Origin of the sequence: Hypericibacter sp. (assembly GCF_050729195.1) — a bacterium.
Taxonomy (GTDB): domain Bacteria; phylum Pseudomonadota; class Alphaproteobacteria; order Dongiales; family Dongiaceae; genus Hypericibacter.
The window spans coordinates 78,601-94,191 of the sequence record NZ_JBOHKS010000053.1; the positions used below are offsets into that span (position 1 = coordinate 78,601).

Consider the following 15,591-nt stretch of genomic DNA (forward strand, 5'->3'; position numbering starts at 1 on the left):
TTTTTCAATCCCGTAGAGACCCGCGACCGCCGCGTGTGCCGGTTTCGGCGCTCCCAAGTGGGTTGATCGCGTTGCACCGCCTTTCTATGGTAGGAGCGTGCGTGATCGAACGGTTCGCCGATGCGGACCTCGCGCGGTCGAATCAAGGGCCTGCCGGCAGAAGAAGAGAAAGTCCGAACGGACCCTCGGGGCCGGCCCGGTCTCGGCGAATGAACAGACAGGAGGAGGCATCCCATCATGAACCGCTTTTCGACACCCCGTTTCTCGCGTCGTAATTTCCTTGCCGGCACCGGCGCTGCTGCCGTCGGCGTCAGCCTTGGCACCTTTGCGAAGAAGGGGTGGGCGGAAGAGGCGAAGAAACTGAACGTCTATAACTGGGACACCTATATCGGCCAGACGACGTTGCAGACCTTCACCGACAAGACCGGTATCGCGGTCCAGTACGATCTCTATGCCAACAACGAGGAGCTGTTCGCCAAGCTGAAGGCCGGCAATCCGGGCTATGACGTGATCTTCCCGTCCGATTACATGATCGAGACGATGGTCAAGCTCAACATGCTGATGGCGCTCGATCACGCCAAGATCCCGAACATGGTGAACATCAATCCCGCCAAGCAGTTTTCCGATCCCGCCTTCAATCCGGGCCTGAAATATGGCGTGCCCTACATGTGGGGCACGATCGGCATCGGCTATCGCAAGTCGAAAGTCCAGGAGCCGAAGAGCTGGAAAGCGCTGTTCGACGATTCGAGCCATGCCGGCAAGATCGCGCTGCTGGCCGATGCGCGTGCGGTGCTGGGCATCGCCCTCAAATATCTTGGCTACAGCATGAACACGACCAACGAAGCCGAGGTCCAGAAAGCGAAGGAACTGCTGATCAAGCAGAAGCCGAACATCAAGGCCTTCGCCCCCGACAGCGGCCAGGACATGCTGCTCTCCGGCGAATGCGACCTGGTCATGGAATGGAACGGCGACATCATCTCGGTCATGGCCGAGGACCAGGATCTCGCCTACAGCGTGCCGGACGAGGGCACCATGGTGTGGACGGACAATGTCTGCATCCCGACCGGCGCACCCCATCCGGACAACGCCCATGCCTTCCTCAATCATCTGCTCGATGCGCAGGTGAATGCCGAGATCGCGAACACAATCAAATATGCGACCGCCGACAAGGCGGCTCAGGCTTATATCGCCAAGGAAGACCTCGAGAACCCCGCCATCTATCCGCCCGAGGAAGTCGTCGCCAAGAGCGAGTCCCTGGTGGATGTCGGCGAGTTCACCCCGGTCTATGACAAGGCCTGGACGGAAGTGCAGGCCGCCTGATCGGCAGTCAGACCGAACGAGAGCCGGAAACCGGTCGGGGGATCGTTTAAATCATGCAGGATTGGCGCAGGAGCAAACTGGCCTTCTTTGTCCTGCTGATTCCCCCGACTGCCTGGCTCGTCATCTTCTTCACCATCCCGCTCGCCGTCGTCTGGGTCTACAGCTTCGGCCAGCGCGGTCCCCTGGGCCAAACCATCATCACCCTCTCCTTCGCCAATTATGCGCGGACGATGGAGTGGGTGAATCTCTACATCACCCTCAAGTCGCTCTGGATCGCCACGGTCACCACCGCCATCTGCCTGGCGATGGGTTTCCCGCTGGCGATGGGCGTCGCCTTCGCCCCGCCGCGCTACAAGAACCTGCTGCTGCTGCTGGTCATCCTGCCCTTCTGGACCAACCTGCTGATCCGTACCTATGCCTGGATCGCGGTCCTGCGCACCAACGGCTATGTCAATTTCTTCCTCGAATGGGTCTGGAGCGGGCTTGATTGGGTCTTCGGCGGCATCCTCGGCGAATTCCAGCCGCTGGAGCTGCTCTATAACCAGGGCGCCGTCATCGTCGGCCTGGTCTATGTCAATCTTCCCTTCATGGTGTTGCCGCTCTACGCGACCCTGGAGAAGCTCGACAAATCCTATCTCGAAGCGAGCCTCGACCTCGGCGCCAGCCAGTGGCGCACGCTCTTCTCGGTCACGGTGCCGCTCGCCTTGCCCGGCATCTTCACTGGCGGCCTGCTCAGCTTCATCCTGGCGCTCGGAACCTACCTGACGCCCGATCTCCTGGGCGGCACCAACAGCATCATGATCGGCAACCTGATCGCGCAGCAGTTCGGGCCGGCGCGCGACTGGGCCTTCGGCTCGGCGATCTCCTTCATCCTGATGTATGTGACTTTCATCTGTCTCTGGGTGAAGGCCGTGCTGGCAGGCCGGGAAGGCGCGGTGAATTACTGACATGACCGACACCGCGCTCCCTGCCCGCACCCGTCCGCGCCGCCGCCGCGAGGCCATCGCGCCGCTCGATTTCACGCGCCGCAGCTGGCTCAAGGCCGTGCTGCTGATCAACTTCATCTTCCTCTATTTCCCTATCGTCGCGCTCATCGCCTTCAGCTTCAACGACAGCAAGCGCAACATCACCTGGCAGGGTTTCACCTTCAAATATTACGAGAAGGCCTTCACCAACACCGCCCTGCATGACGCCTTCATGAACACGATCACCATCGCCTCGATGTCGACGGTGGTCTCGACCATCCTGGGCACGATGCTGGGCCTGATCCTGCATCGCTACAAGTTCCCCGGCAAAGGCCCGTTCGACAGTTGGATCCATCTGCCGATCGTCATCCCCGAGGTCTGCCTCGGCGTGGCGATGCTGGCCTTCTTCACCATGTTCAAGATCCCGCTCGGGCTCTTCACCGTCACCGTCAGCCATATCGCCTTCTCGATCCCCTTCGTCGCGGTGGTGATCCGCTCGCGCATGTCGGGCTTCGACCCGGCGCTGGAGGAGGCGTCGCGCGATCTGGGCGCCAGCGAATGGCAGACCTTCTGGGGCGTGACCTTCCCCTACATGATCCCGGGCGTGGTCGCGGGCGCGCTCCTGGCCCTGACCCTGTCGCTGGACGACTTCGTGATCACCTTCTTCACGACCGGCCCGGGTTCGACCACCTTCCCGATCAAGATCTACTCGATGGTCCGTTTCAGCGTGACGCCGGAAGTCAACGCCGCCTCGACCGTTCTCATCGTCCTGACACTGACCATCACGATCCTCGCCTTGTGGATCCAGGGTCGGTCCGACAAAAAGGCCAAAGCCGATGGTTAGCGCCCAACCCATCATCTCGATCAAGGACGTGACCAAAGAGTTCGGCGAGAACGTCAAGGCCGTGGACGACGTCTCTTTCGACATCCTCGAGGGCGAGTTCTTCGCGCTGCTGGGGCCGTCGGGCTGCGGCAAGACCACCTTGCTGCGCATGCTGGCGGGATTCGAGATCCCGACCGAGGGCCAGATCATCATCGATGGCCAGCCGATGGAAGGCGTCAATCCCAACCGGCGCCCGGTCAATATGGTGTTCCAGTCCTATGCGGTCTTTCCGCATATGAATGTCGAACGGAATGTCGGCTATGGGCTGCGCGTCACGGGCGTGCCGGAGGCCGAGATCAAGACCCGCGCCCAGGAGGCGCTCGCCCTGGTGAAGCTGCAGGATTTCGGCAAGCGCATGCCGAGCCAGCTCTCCGGCGGCCAGCGCCAGCGCGTGGCCCTGGCGCGCGCCCTGGTGAAGCGTCCCAAGGTGCTGCTGCTGGACGAGCCGCTTTCGGCCCTCGACGCCAAGCTGCGCGAAGCGATGCAGCTCGAGCTGGTGCGGCTGCAGAAGACCGTGGGCATCACCTTCGTCATCGTGACCCATGACCAGGACGAGGCACTCTCCATGGCGAACCGCATCGCGGTCATGGAAAAGGGCAAGGTCAAGCAGATCGCAGCCCCTGCCGATCTCTACGAGTTCCCCAATTGCCGCTTCGTCGCCGACTTCATCGGGAAGATGAATCTGTTCCAGGGCCGCGTGGCCGGGGTCGCCGGCAACCAGCTCCAGATCGACCTCAAAGGTATCAACCGCGTCACGGTTCCCTATTCGGGTGCCGCGGCCGGCAATATCGCCGTGGCGGTTCGTCCTGAAAAGGTGCTACTCGGCCGCAATGAACCGGCGGCCAACCGCATTCGCCTGCGCGGTCGCGTCAACGAAGTCGCCTATTTCGGCAATGAGAGCCACATCTATCTGGAGAACGCGACCGGCGTGCCGGTGAGCGTCAATCTCACCAATGCGGCGAGGACCACCACGCCGAACGTCGCCATCGGCGACGAGCTCTGGATGTCCTGGGATCCGGCGGACACGCTGGTCTTGACGGAATAGGCTCCGAAACAGCGCCGTCTTAGACGGCCGTCGCCAGCCGCGGCCGGCCGAAGGCCGTGGCCCGGATCCGCGATTCGATGAAGAGCGTCATGCCCTGAACGGCCGGGACAACCTTGTCCTCGCGCTCCATCTTGATCTCCGGCTCGGCAGCACCGGCCTCATGGGCGAGACGCCGCGCCTGCTCCGAGGCGACCGCTTCGGCCTTCTCGACCGCGGCCTGCAACTGGTTGAAATCGGCGACACCGTCGGGCAGATGGACGCGGAAGCGGCCTTCGGTCGGCTGCGAGATCAGCAACTCGACCCGTTGCAGCACGCCACCCGCGACCGCACCCACCGCATTGCAGACATCGGCATGCGGCGGAACGATGAGCTCGGTCCCGAGCCGGCGCGCGATTTCCGGATAATAGGTCGCCGCCGGCGCGCCGATCCCGACCAGCGGCCGCTTCAGGTTCATGTCGAGCGTGACCAGGGGCGAATCCGAGGCCGTCCCCGCCGCCATCCGTGCCATCACCAGCTCGCCCAGCGCGCCCATCTTGTCGGGGGCGACACCCAGGGACTGCTCGAAAGTGGTTCCCAGGATCGCCACCACCGACTGCCGCACCGCCTGCTCGATGATGCGGCGGCAGAAGGGCTCGATCTCCTTGAGCTTTTCGCCACCCAGCGCATCCAGACGGCGCATCCACAGCCTGGCACCCAGCAATGACGCTTCCTGCGACCAGGTCTGCTGCAGCCCCAGCGCATGGGCCGCATCGCTGGGTGTGAAGCTCGACAAGGCGGCGAGGCCGCGATCGAGCAGGCGCTTCATGGCGCGCTGGCGCGCCGGCCCCTGCAGGATCTCGGAGAGAGCCAGAGGCCCCGCCTCGAGCTCTTCCCACAGATCGAGCTCGTCCGGCCGCAAACCGGATTCCTTGGTGTCGAGACGGCGCAGGCGCAGCAGGAACTGCCCGTCATAGCCGACCCGGATCGCCTCTTCGACCTGATGCTTCAGCTTCTCGATCATGGCGGGATGCTGGGCGCCGAGCAGGGCCAGGGGCACGGACCGGCGCGGACCCAGGATCAGCCCGCCGGTCTCGTCGAGCCGCAGCTCGCTGTCGCCGCCAAGGCCATAGGAATGGACCGCGACCGCTTCGACCATGGTGCGCCAGCCGCCGACGATGGCGCCCTCGCGATTCAGCACCGGCCGGCCGCCCGACAGCATCGCAACGTCGGTGGTGGTCCCGCCCATGTCGGACACGACCACGTCACCCGAGCCGCAAAGATGATGCGCGCCGACCAGGCTCGCCGCCGGACCCGACAGGATGGTCTCGACGGGGCAGTTCAGCGCGACCTCGGCTGCGATCAGGGAACCGTCGCCCTTGACCACCATGAGCGGGGCATGAATCGACTGCGATCTGAGGATGCCCTCGACGGCACGGATCAACTGCTGGAGCTGGGGGATGAGGCGCGCATTGAGCGCCACGGTCAAAGCGCGCCGCGGCGCGTCGAGCTTCGAGGTCAGCTCATGGCCGCAAGTGACCGGAAGACCCACGATGTCGCGGACCATGGCCTTCACCGCCAGCTCATGCGCGGGATTGCGAACCGAGAAATAACCCGAGACCGCGAAGGCGGCGACCTTCGGCGCATAGGCGCGAATTGCCTTCTCGACCGCCGCGCGATCGAGCGGCGCCTGTTCGTCGCCCATGGGCCCATGGCCGCCGGCAATGAACTCGACCGGATCCGAGCCCATCGCCTGGCGCAAGCCCGCGCGCTCGAGCGCCTGGCGCTCATAGCCCAGCAGGAGGAGGCAGATCGGGCTGCCCTGCCCTTCCACCAGCGCGTTGGTGGCCAGCGTCGTCGAGAGCGAGACCATCACGATCGGCTCGGAGGCCAGCGGCAAGACCTGCGCAATGGCCCCGCCCACGCCGATCGACAGGTCATGCTTGGTGGTCAGCGACTTGGCTGCCGCCAGCACGCCGCGCGCGGGATCGAACAGGGCGGCGTCCGTATAGGTGCCGCCGGTATCAAGGCCGAGAAGGACGGGCAAGGTTTTCGGATCGCGTGAGGATGAGAGGAAGGAGGGGCGCCAGGATCGCCGGCCGTGAGGCCGGACTGGAGCAAGGCTCTACCTGTCCCCTTGCGGCATGGTCAAGCCTCGTCGGCGTCGCAAAGGCCGCAAATTCCGTCGGGCTATAGGAGCGGGCGCGTTTGCAGGAGAACTAAGGGCCTTGCAGCGACAGGGATTCACGATATTCGATCTGCGGTTTGAAGGCCGCGATCTGCTTCTTGGCCTCGGCCAGTTTCGCGGGCTCCAGATGGCTGGCCGTGAGGGCCTGCCCCCGCTGTGCCAGATCCCGCTCGTCACCGCCGGGCAATCCGTCGGCCGCCAGGGAGAACCATTTATAAGACTCGATCCCGTCGATCTCGACCCCTTGGCCGTGCAGATAGAGGGTGGCCAGGCCGAACTGCGCGCGGGGAAACCCCTGTTCGGCGGCGCGCCGGTACCATGATGCCGCCTGTCGAAGATCGCGGGGAACGGTCTGCCCGGCCTCGTAGATCTGGGCCAAGGCGAACTGAGCATCGACGAGCCCCTGCTCCGCCGCCGCGCGATACCAGCCGAGCGCCTTGGTCATGTCGACGTCACGACCGAGGCCCGCCTCATAGATGATGCCCAGGCCATATTTGGCGCGCCGGTCGCCCGCCCCCGCCGCCTGGGTCAGCAAGGCATAGGCGCGATCGGCATCGGGCGTGACGCCCTCGCCGGTCAGATACTGCGTGCCCAGCGCCGATTGGGCCTGGGCATTGCCGGCGGCGGCGGCCTTGTCGAACCATGAGGCTGCGCGCGAGGGACTCATCGGCACGCCCCTGCCCTGCTGATAACAAAGCCCCAGCAGAAACTGCGCCTGCGGATCGCCCCCTTCGGCGAGCGGCCGGAATTGATCCACGGCGCGGTCGTAATCTCCCTGACGCGCGGCCTTCAGACCTTCATCCACGCCGGTTGCCCGCGCCGCCGGCGGCGACGCCAGCAGCGTGAGAACGAGAATCAAAGCGACCGGCAAGCGTCCATGAAACATGGGATGACCTGGGAACCTGGCTCGGGCACCCTAGCGCCTGGGATCGGGTTCGGGCCAGAGGCCGACGCCGAATTTCGAGACAAGGGCGATGGAAGAAAGACTACCGACCGAGATCTGGTTGACGGCGCAGATGCGTCAAGGCCATGCCGCGGGGACGCCGGTTTACCTCCTGCGACGGGGTGAACCGCGCGCGGGCGCCGTGCTGGTCAAGGTGAACCTGATGGGGCCGGGTTGCCGGGTCCTGTCGCAGGTCCGCGACGGGCTCGGGCGCCTGGGCTGGATGAGTGCGCTGGGAGAAGCGCCCGCGAGCGAGGCCGAGGCCGACGCCTATATCGAGCGCGCGGTGAAACGCGACCCCGATCTCTGGGTGGTGGAAGTCGAGAGCCGCGACGGCAAACATCCGTTCCTGGCCCCGGGTGTTTGAGACATGGTCCGCCGGCTCAACGGGGTGCTGCGGCGTGGCGGAGAAACAGGACGATCCCGAGGCAGATGATCGTGCCGAAGCCGATCACCACGAAGCCGTCGATATAGGCCAACACATAGGACTGTGCCTGCACCGCGCGGGCAAGCAACAGCACCGCACGCTTCGCCGCATCGACGGTCCCGGCCGAGTAACCGCGGATCAGGACCTCATATTGCGCCAGCCGCTCGACCGTGACGCCGGACTCACCCGTGACATGCAAGCCCAGCAGATGGGAATGGACCTGCTCGCGCACGCGCACGTAAGTCTGGATGAAGGAGGTTCCGGCTTCGCCACCGAACAATCGCGCGCTCTGGATGATCGTGCCGAAGGTGAGTGCATCCTCAGGCCGCAGCAGGCGAAGATTGTAAGCGACGATCGAGGTCAGGGCGAGGGACTGGCCGAAGGCCTGGAGGATCTGCGACGGCATGAAATCGTCGCTGCCCCACTGTGCCGTCAGGCTGGAGGAAACGCTGAAACAGGCATAGCCGATCAACGTGAATCCGAGAGCGATCGTGGTTCGGGGATCGATGATACGCAGGGCCGTGCCGATGAGCGGCGCCAGCAGCACCTGTGGCAAGGCGATCAACAGCAGAACGTCGCCGACCTGGAGCGCCCGATAGCCCTGCACCGTGGTGAGGAACTGAGGAATGATATAGGAAGTCGACAGGATCGAGAACCGCAGGAAGAACAGCATGATCACCAGCAGACCCAGATTGCTGCGCACGAAGATGCGCAGATCGAGCCAGGGCGTCTTGCTGGTCATCTCCTGCAGGATGAAGGCCACGAGCAGCAGCCCGCCCGCCAGCAACAGCCCGCAGATCAGGCCGTCATTCAACCAGTCCAGCCGGTTGCCCTGGTCCAGCGCCGCATAGAGCAGGCTGAAGCCCAGGCTGTAATAGACCATGCCGAACCGCTCGACGCCGCGCGCCGCGTCGCGATCCACCGGCCGGCGCGGAATGCCGACATAGACGGTGACCCACATCAGCACTGCCAGCACCGCGTTCTGCCAGAAGATCCATTTCCACGACCAGTGATCGAGATAGAAGCCCTCGAGCGAGGCCGAGATGTTCGTTGACAGCTCCAGATTCATCGCATAGGCGGCGATGCCATAAATGAGGTATCGCGGCGGCAGGTTGCGGACCACGAAGCTGATGGTCAGCGGGAGGAAGGTGCCCATCGCGACGCCGCTGATGAATTGCATGATCAGCACGCCCTGCAAGGTCGTGGTCGTCGGCAAAAGCAGGGAGGAAAGCATCAGGACGAATGTCGCCGCCAGCAGGACCCGGCGCGGACCGAGCACATTGCCCAGCCACACCGTCGGCGCGCAGATCAGCATTTGACCAACGGTATTGGCGGTCGTGATCCAGGCGCCCTCGTCGACGCCGGCATGAATGGCCCCCCGCAGATCGTTGAGGCCGAAGGTCGTGACGCGCCCGCCCAGCGTGACGATGAAGGCGCCCAGCAGCACGGCGGAAATGCCGACCAGCGGGTGGGGACTGACCGGCGGCCTCAGCGGGACCCGGTCGCCCAGACTGCTCAGCGAGAGCGAGCCGAATCTCGGGATCCCGAGCCGCGGAATGCCGAATCTGTCGAAGAATCCCGTCGACGCCACCGGTCTTTCCTCTAGGGCGCGGGGTTGGCGGCGATGGGGCTGCCGGTGTCGACGGTCGCGATGACCGACATGCCGGGGCGCAACAGGTCGCTCAACGGATTGGGCTGGTCGATGGTGATCTTGACCGGCACGCGCTGCACCACCTTGGTGAAATTGCCGGTCGCATTGTCGGGCGGCAGGAGGCTGAACTGGCTGCCGGTCGCCGGGGCGAAGGCCAGGACATGCCCGGTGAGCTTCACGCCCGGATAGGAATCGACCGTTACGACAGCCGTCTGCCCGACGCCCATATGGGTGAGCTGCGTTTCCTTGTAGTTGGCGAGCACGAAGACGTCGGGCAGCGGAACCAGGGTGATCACCGTCATGCCGCTGGTCACATATTGCCCGGGGTTCACCTGGCGGCGGCCAACCACGCCGCGATTGGGTGCGACGATCCGGGTGTCGCGTAACGAAATGCGCGCCAGATCGAGCGCCGCCTGCTGGGCCGCGAGCTGGGCCCGGGCCTGCAACTCCTGGGTATCCAGGACCGTCAGCTGCCCGCGCTGCTGGGCCAGCTGGGCCTTGCTCAGGTCGACCACGGCCTGGGAACGTTGCATCGCGGCCATCGCCCGCTCGACCAGCTGGTTCGTGCCGGCAATATGGCTGGCGAGCAGCTCCTGCTGGCGCTTGGATTCGAGACTGTCGCGGGTCAGGTCGGACTGCGCCGCCGCGACATTGGCGGTGGCCTGATCGATGATCGCCTGCTGAACCTGCTTCTGAACGCCCAGATTCGCGAGCGCGGCTTGCGTCGCCTGCATATTCGCCTCGGCCTGCGCGACCTGGGCACGATAATTGTCATCGACGATTTCGACGAGGAGATCGCCGGCCTCGACCTTCTGAAAGTCCGTTACGGGAACCGAGCGCACATAACCGGAGACGCGGCTGCCTAGGGGGGCCAGATCGGCCTGCAGATAAGCGTCATCGGTCGATTGCAGCCGCGACGAGCCGACCCACCAATTCCATTCGATGGCGAAGCTCGCGACCAGGAAGGCCGCCAGCAGGATCACGAAAATGCGGAGCGGCAGGCCGGGCCATCGCCGCCATCGGGACGGCGGCTTGGCCGTTGCGGGCGGCGCCGAATCGTTCGCAGGGGGCTGCAAGGCATCGGGCGACATCAAGGCGCTCCCGGCACACGAAACCCATGAAAGAAGGTGCCGTCTCGCGGCAGCAAGGCACCCCTCTCGGATCCATCTTATCATGGGCCCCACCCTCGGCCTCAGGGAAGCCGGTGACCCGGGCGGCGCTCGAGCTGGTGCCAATATCGGAGGGCAGGGCTGGCGGGAGCTAGAACAATTCCAGCGACAAGAGCCGCTGTTGGCGGGAAGCCTGGAGGAGAGAGTGACGGAGGGAAGTGGCGTGCATCGGCGCATCCTGCCGCCGGAGGTCATCGTCGAAGGCGCGCCGCATGGCGGTTTCACCACCTTCTTCAGCAGCTCGAACCCGCCCATGACGGTCGGTGTCTATGAATCCGTCGGGACCGGGAACCGTGCGCCTGCGCGATTATCCCCATGACGAATATTGCCTGCTGGTGAAAGGCGATCTCGTCATCCGCGACGCCAATGGCGAGGAGCAGCGATTTCGCGCCGGCGACAGCTTCGTCGTGCCCAAGGGCTTCAACGGCGAATGGATCATGGAGACGGTGATCCACAAGCGGTTCGTCGTTGCGGAGGATGTCGAGGCCGACATGGCGAAAGCGAAGCCGGCCTGACGGCCTGCTCGACAGCCGCGCTCACATCGGCGGCGATACCGTCTTTGCGGAGAGCGAAGTGGTGCCCAGGGACGGAATTGAACCGCCGACACGGGGATTTTCAGTCCCCTGCTCTACCAACTGAGCTACCTGGGCGGTATCACTCCGGCGATCGAGACGAGCGCTTATAGAGAAATTCGGAGGGGCTGTCCAGCCATGCGGGAGTGCCCTTGATTCAGGGCTAACCTATTCAAAAAACTTGTAATTCTGTAGCCTTTATAGTCCTCCAACGAACCCTGCCGGCTATTCTTCGTCACCGTCTTTGCGCGGCACCTCATCCTCCGGGCTCTCTTCGGTCTGGACCCGATAGGATTCCTTGAGCCAGCGTCCGAGATCGATCTCGGCGCAGCGTTTCGAGCAGAAAGGACGGTGAGCCGGGTCCCGCGGTCGGCCGCATATGGGGCACCGACCGCCCTTGGTCGCGGCCGTGCCGGCATCGCGGCTCGCCGGTGCCTCTTTCTGGCTGCGCTGCTCGCGCTCCGCCCGGCGGTGGGCAAGATCCTCGATTTTGGCGCTCATCGATCGGTCTCGAACATCCAGGCACAGCGTTCTAAAGCGGGTCGTCGCCAAGGGGGCGGCGCCGCGCCAGCCTACCGGTGGATTCGCAAGCCTCGCAAGGTCCGAAGAAAAGCTCGGCAAGCGGGGCCCCGCGGCGCTGCCGGGTCATCTGCACCAGCCCCAGATCGGACATCGGCAGCACGCGGATCCGGGCGGGGTCCTCGTCGAAGGCAGCCCGCAACGCCTTCACCACCCGGTCGCGGTCGGCACTGCTTTCCATATCCACGAAATCGATCACCACCAGGCCGCCGATCGCTCGCAATCGAAGCCCACGGGCGATGGCCTCGACGGCGTGCAGATTGAGCTTCAGCCGCAGATCGGAACGGCTCGCGCCGGCGCGGCGGTTGGACGCCGTTCCGCTGTTCACATCGATCGCCGTCAGAGTTTCCCCCGGCTCGAACAGGAGCCATCCGCCATCGGCCAAAGGAGCACGGGGATCGAGGGCTGCCCGCACCGCATCGCCCAGCTCCGCCGCCGTGGGGCTCCAGTCGCGTTGCGGTAAGGCCTCGATGGCTGGCATATCGCCAACCGAAGCCTCGGCAAGCTCGATCTCGATCCGCCGTGCCAGGGTGCGGTTGTCGGCGACGAGGGTCACGGGCTCGCCACCGGGAGTCTCCCGCAGGAACGAGAGAACGGCATCTGCTGGCGGCTGAAGACAAGCAGGCGCGGTTGTGTCGGCGATTGCCGCCATGCTGCGCTGCCAAGTGGCGACGAGGCCGGAAGCTTCCTTCACGACGCTCTCCACCGAAGCGCCCGACGCCCGGGATGTCAGACGAAGGCCGATCGGACTGTCCGCGATCAGGCCCCGCAAGCCCGCACGCAACCCACGCGCCATCTCCGGTTCCAGCGCCGCCCCCGTCATATGGACACCGCTCTCCTTGGACAGGAGATCGACATGGCGACCTTCGAGGATCGCCGCCGCCGTCAGCCTGGCGGATTTCTCGCCGCGGCGATCCTGTGCAACCTGGACCAGCAGGCGCTCGCCTTCGACGCGCTTCTCGCCGCGGCGTAGCGGCAGCAACCCGGTCTCGGCTTCACCGGAAGAGGATCGATCGAACGCGACGAAGGCCGACCCCATGCCGGAATCGACTCGCACGACTTGACCCACAAAGAGAGCGCCACCGCGGTCGCGCAGGTCGGGTGCATCGATGCGATAGCCCGTCAGCCGGCCCTGGCGCCACAGCGCCACATGCCGCTCCGGACCGCGTTCGGCCACGAAGAGGCGGGTCGGATCCGGCTTGGCCACCGGCTTCTAGCCCGTGCGACCCGGGGCAAAGCCCAGGCCCCGCAGCATCGCCGCCGTGTCGTAGAGCGGCAGCCCGACCACGTTGGAATAGGAGCCGACGATCTGCGGCACGAACTGCGCGGCCCGGCCCTGGATGGCATAGCCACCCGCCTTGCCTTCCCATTCGCCGCTGGCGAGGTAGTTCTCCATCTCTTCGGCCGACAGCCGCTTGAAAGTAACGGCCGTGGTGACCAGCCGATGGGCCTGGCGGCCTTCAGGCGCCAGGAGCGTGACCGCACCCAGCACGCGATGGCGACGGCCCGACAGCAGGGACAGGCATTCGCGTGCGACTTGCGCGTCCGTGGCTTTGGGCAGAATCCGCCGGCCGCAAGCGACGACGGTGTCGGCCGCCAACACGAAGTGGCCGGGATGACGGGCCATTATGGCCAGTGCTTTGGCGAGCGCCAGCCGGCGCGCATGCGCCGCCGGCAGCTCGCGTCCGCGCGGGCTCTCGTCGATATCGGCCGCATCGACCACAGCCGGCTCGATCCCGATCTGACGCAGCAGATCGAGCCGGCGCGGCGAGGCCGAGGCGAGCACCAGTCGAGGGGAATCGAGGCGGGTCGGGGTCATGCCCGGGAGCACCCCCGCATGGACTATTTGAAGCGGAACGTGATGCGGCCCTTGCTGAGATCGTAGGGCGTCATCTCGACATTCACGCGGTCGCCGGCCAGAACCCGGATGCGATTCTTGCGCATCTTGCCCGAGGTATGCGCCAGCACGATATGCTCATTGTCGAGCTTCACCCGGAACATCGCATTGGGCAGCAGCTCGAGCACTGTGCCCGAAAACTCGATCAGATCTTCCTTCGCCATTCACACTCCATCGATGCCCCAGGGTCTTCGCGGGTGCGCAAATGCGGGCCAGCGGCCATCCGGGGTTGAAAGCGGCGCGGGATCATAGCGCCTGGGCTCGCCGGGGCAAACCCCCGCTGGTGACCCTGAAAATGCGGCATTTCAGCCATTTGGGGGCCGATTCAGAGATTGACTGGACCGCCGCTAGGAAATTTGGCCTTGATCCGCCGGATCAGGCTGTCCCTGACCTGCCGATAGGCCTCGAGCCGGGTTTCGCGGCTGCCCTCGACATGCGAGGGGTCGAAGGTCTGCCAATATTCGACCTCGCACGCCATCGTCCGGGTCATTTCCACCGCCCGATGCTGGGCCTCCGGCGAGAGTGAGATGATGAGATCGAAGGAGCTGTCCTCCAGCTCGTCGAAGCTCTTGGATTTATGCCGGCTGATATCGATGCCGATCTCGTCCATGACCGCGATGGCGAAGGGATCGACGGTATCGGTCCGAACGCCCGCGGAATCGACGAAAATCCGATGCCCGTGAAGATGCTTCAGCAGGCCTTCCGCCATGGGAGAGCGGATCGCGTTGAGGCTGCAACAGAAGAGAACGCTCCCGGGCAGATCCTGCATCGTCTGCCTATGCCCTGATATGGAGCACGCAGATCAGCGTGAACAGGCGTCGGGCGGTATTGCTGTCGAGTTCGATCTTGCCGGCGAGCCTTTCGCGCAGCAGCTCGGCCCCTTCGTTATGGAGTCCCCGGCGGCCCATGTCGATCGCCTCGATATGCGAGGGCGAGGAGCGCTTGATCGCCTCGTAATAACTCTCGCAGACCGTGAAGTAGTCCTTGACGATCCGGCGGAAGGGCGTCAGCGACAGGATATGCTTCGCCACCGGTTCGGCGCTCTCATTGCCGATATCCAGCACCAGCCGATTGTCCTCGATGCCGAGCGAGAGGTCGTAGGGACCGCCGGGTCCGTCCACCAGCGTGAAGCTGTTCTCTTCGATCAGATCGTAGATCGCGACCGCGCGCTCATGCTCGATCTGCGGATTGCGCCGCACCACGGAGCGCTCGTCGAGCGTCACCCGGGCAATGCGACTGGTCGGGGGCGCGGCCGGCGGCTCCAAGCTCGGTCCTCAGGGCAGATTGAGACGGATGGCGATGGCGCGGGCATGTGCTTCGAGCCCCTCCGCGCGCGCCAGCCTGATGGCGGCCGGTCCCAGCCGGGCGAGGCTCTCGGCATCGCAGCGGACCAGCGAGGTGCGCTTCAGGAAATCATGGACGCCGAGGCCCGACGAGAACCGCGCGCTGCGTGCCGTCGGCAGCACATGGTTGGGGCCGGCCACATAGTCGCCGACGGCTTCGGGCGCGTAACGGCCGAGGAAGATAGCACCCGCATTCTGGATACGCTGGGATAAAGGCTCGGGATCGGCGACCGCAAGCTCGAGATGTTCGGGCGCGATGCGATCGACCAGCGCCACGGCATCCTCCAGCCGCTGCACCAGGATGATCGCACCATGGGCGGCCCAGCTCGCCCGGGCGATGGCGGCGCGGGGCGATCGGGTCAGCTCGGCCTCGACGGCGCGCTCGACCCGTCCGGCGAAGCCGTCGTCGTCCGTGATCAGGATCGCCTGGGCCGCTTCGTCATGCTCGGCCTGGGACAGCAGGTCCATCGCAATCCAGGCCGGATCGTTGGCGCCGTCGGCCACCACCAGGATCTCCGACGGGCCGGCGATCATGTCGATGCCGACCTGGCCGAAGACCTGGCGCTTGGCGGCGGCCACATAGGCGTTGCCGGGCCCGACGATCTTGTCGACCGCGACGATGGTCTGCGTGCC

The 15,591-nt window shown here is 65.0% G+C and carries 18 protein-coding genes and 1 tRNA gene; 7 read left to right on the forward strand and 12 right to left on the reverse strand.

Translation table 11 applies throughout. The features are described 5' to 3' along the window. The first annotated feature begins 237 nt into the window (after window positions 1-237). The 4 genes from ACREE8_RS04165 to ACREE8_RS04180 are packed head-to-tail and all read left to right on the forward strand — an operon-like array spanning window position 238 to window position 4,213. A complete protein-coding gene (locus tag ACREE8_RS04165; RefSeq protein WP_431571717.1) occupies window positions 238-1,320 on the forward strand; it encodes an extracellular solute-binding protein in 1,083 nt (360 codons plus the stop codon). A 53-nt stretch (window positions 1,321-1,373) separates the two neighbouring features. Next, window positions 1,374-2,267: an ABC transporter permease gene (locus tag ACREE8_RS04170; RefSeq protein ID WP_431571718.1), complete on the forward strand. Its 894-nt coding sequence runs from the start codon at window positions 1,374-1,376 to the stop codon at window positions 2,265-2,267. 1 nt (window position 2,268) lies between these two features. After that, window positions 2,269-3,129, forward strand: a complete 861-nt coding sequence (locus tag ACREE8_RS04175) for an ABC transporter permease (protein ID WP_431571719.1) — start codon at window positions 2,269-2,271, stop codon at window positions 3,127-3,129. Then, complete coding sequence (locus ACREE8_RS04180; RefSeq protein WP_431571720.1) at window positions 3,122-4,213, forward strand: ABC transporter ATP-binding protein; 1,092 nt, start codon at window positions 3,122-3,124, stop codon at window positions 4,211-4,213. Before ACREE8_RS04175 ends, ACREE8_RS04180 begins: the two co-directional genes overlap by 8 nt. Window positions 4,214-4,232: 19 nt before the next feature. Here ACREE8_RS04180 and ACREE8_RS04185 read toward each other — a convergent pair whose 3' ends face one another. Continuing rightward, the gene (locus tag ACREE8_RS04185) at window positions 4,233-6,236 is read right to left on the reverse strand and encodes a hydantoinase/oxoprolinase N-terminal domain-containing protein (RefSeq protein WP_431571721.1); all 2,004 of its coding nucleotides are present in this window, start codon (window positions 6,234-6,236) and stop codon (window positions 4,233-4,235) included. A gap of 172 nt (window positions 6,237-6,408) precedes the next feature. Then, window positions 6,409-7,263: a tetratricopeptide repeat protein gene (locus ACREE8_RS04190; RefSeq protein WP_431571722.1), complete on the reverse strand. Its 855-nt coding sequence runs from the start codon at window positions 7,261-7,263 to the stop codon at window positions 6,409-6,411. Between the two features lie 88 nt (window positions 7,264-7,351). Between ACREE8_RS04190 and ACREE8_RS04195 the strand changes: the two genes are divergently transcribed. Then, window positions 7,352-7,687: a DUF1491 family protein gene (locus ACREE8_RS04195; RefSeq protein WP_431571723.1), complete on the forward strand. Its 336-nt coding sequence runs from the start codon at window positions 7,352-7,354 to the stop codon at window positions 7,685-7,687. A 16-nt stretch (window positions 7,688-7,703) separates the two neighbouring features. On the opposite strand, the gene ACREE8_RS04200 is transcribed toward ACREE8_RS04195, so the two are convergent. Continuing rightward, complete coding sequence (locus ACREE8_RS04200) at window positions 7,704-9,338, reverse strand: MFS transporter (protein ID WP_431571724.1); 1,635 nt, start codon at window positions 9,336-9,338, stop codon at window positions 7,704-7,706. 11 nt (window positions 9,339-9,349) lie between these two features. Next, on the reverse strand, window positions 9,350-10,489 hold the full coding sequence (locus tag ACREE8_RS04205; RefSeq protein WP_431571725.1) for an HlyD family secretion protein: 1,140 nt from the start codon (window positions 10,487-10,489) through the stop codon (window positions 9,350-9,352). A 223-nt stretch (window positions 10,490-10,712) separates the two neighbouring features. Here ACREE8_RS04205 and ACREE8_RS04210 point away from each other — a divergent pair, with 223 nt between their 5' ends. Together ACREE8_RS04210 and ACREE8_RS04215 are read left to right on the forward strand one after the other, a co-directional pair. Next, complete coding sequence (locus tag ACREE8_RS04210; protein ID WP_431571726.1) at window positions 10,713-10,886, forward strand: hypothetical protein; 174 nt, start codon at window positions 10,713-10,715, stop codon at window positions 10,884-10,886. After that, complete coding sequence (locus ACREE8_RS04215) at window positions 10,861-11,082, forward strand: cupin domain-containing protein (RefSeq protein ID WP_431571727.1); 222 nt, start codon at window positions 10,861-10,863, stop codon at window positions 11,080-11,082. Before ACREE8_RS04210 ends, ACREE8_RS04215 begins: the two co-directional genes overlap by 26 nt. 59 nt (window positions 11,083-11,141) lie before the next feature. On the opposite strand, the gene ACREE8_RS04220 is transcribed toward ACREE8_RS04215, so the two are convergent. From ACREE8_RS04220 to hisD, 8 genes are all read right to left on the reverse strand, one after another. Beyond that, window positions 11,142-11,217: transfer RNA gene (locus ACREE8_RS04220), tRNA-Phe, on the reverse strand. A gap of 147 nt (window positions 11,218-11,364) precedes the next feature. Continuing rightward, window positions 11,365-11,640, reverse strand: a complete 276-nt coding sequence (locus ACREE8_RS04225) for a DNA gyrase inhibitor YacG (RefSeq protein ID WP_431571728.1) — start codon at window positions 11,638-11,640, stop codon at window positions 11,365-11,367. Between the two features lie 31 nt (window positions 11,641-11,671). Next, a complete protein-coding gene (locus ACREE8_RS04230) occupies window positions 11,672-12,925 on the reverse strand; it encodes a ribonuclease E/G (RefSeq protein ID WP_431571729.1) in 1,254 nt (417 codons plus the stop codon). A gap of 6 nt (window positions 12,926-12,931) precedes the next feature. Continuing rightward, on the reverse strand, window positions 12,932-13,537 hold the full coding sequence (locus tag ACREE8_RS04235; RefSeq protein WP_431571730.1) for a Maf family protein: 606 nt from the start codon (window positions 13,535-13,537) through the stop codon (window positions 12,932-12,934). Between the two features lie 23 nt (window positions 13,538-13,560). Further along, a complete protein-coding gene (gene infA, locus ACREE8_RS04240) occupies window positions 13,561-13,779 on the reverse strand; it encodes a translation initiation factor IF-1 (protein WP_151178694.1) in 219 nt (72 codons plus the stop codon). A gap of 161 nt (window positions 13,780-13,940) precedes the next feature. Beyond that, complete coding sequence (locus tag ACREE8_RS04245; RefSeq protein WP_431571731.1) at window positions 13,941-14,384, reverse strand: arsenate reductase ArsC; 444 nt, start codon at window positions 14,382-14,384, stop codon at window positions 13,941-13,943. Window positions 14,385-14,391: 7 nt separating this feature from the next. Then, window positions 14,392-14,880 carry a UPF0262 family protein gene (locus ACREE8_RS04250; RefSeq protein WP_431571732.1) on the reverse strand — a complete coding sequence of 163 codons (489 nt, stop codon included), beginning with the start codon at window positions 14,878-14,880 and terminating at the stop codon, window positions 14,392-14,394. A 9-nt stretch (window positions 14,881-14,889) separates the two neighbouring features. Then, on the reverse strand, window positions 14,890-15,591 hold a 702-nt coding region (gene hisD / locus ACREE8_RS04255), incomplete at its 5' end, for a histidinol dehydrogenase (protein ID WP_431571733.1).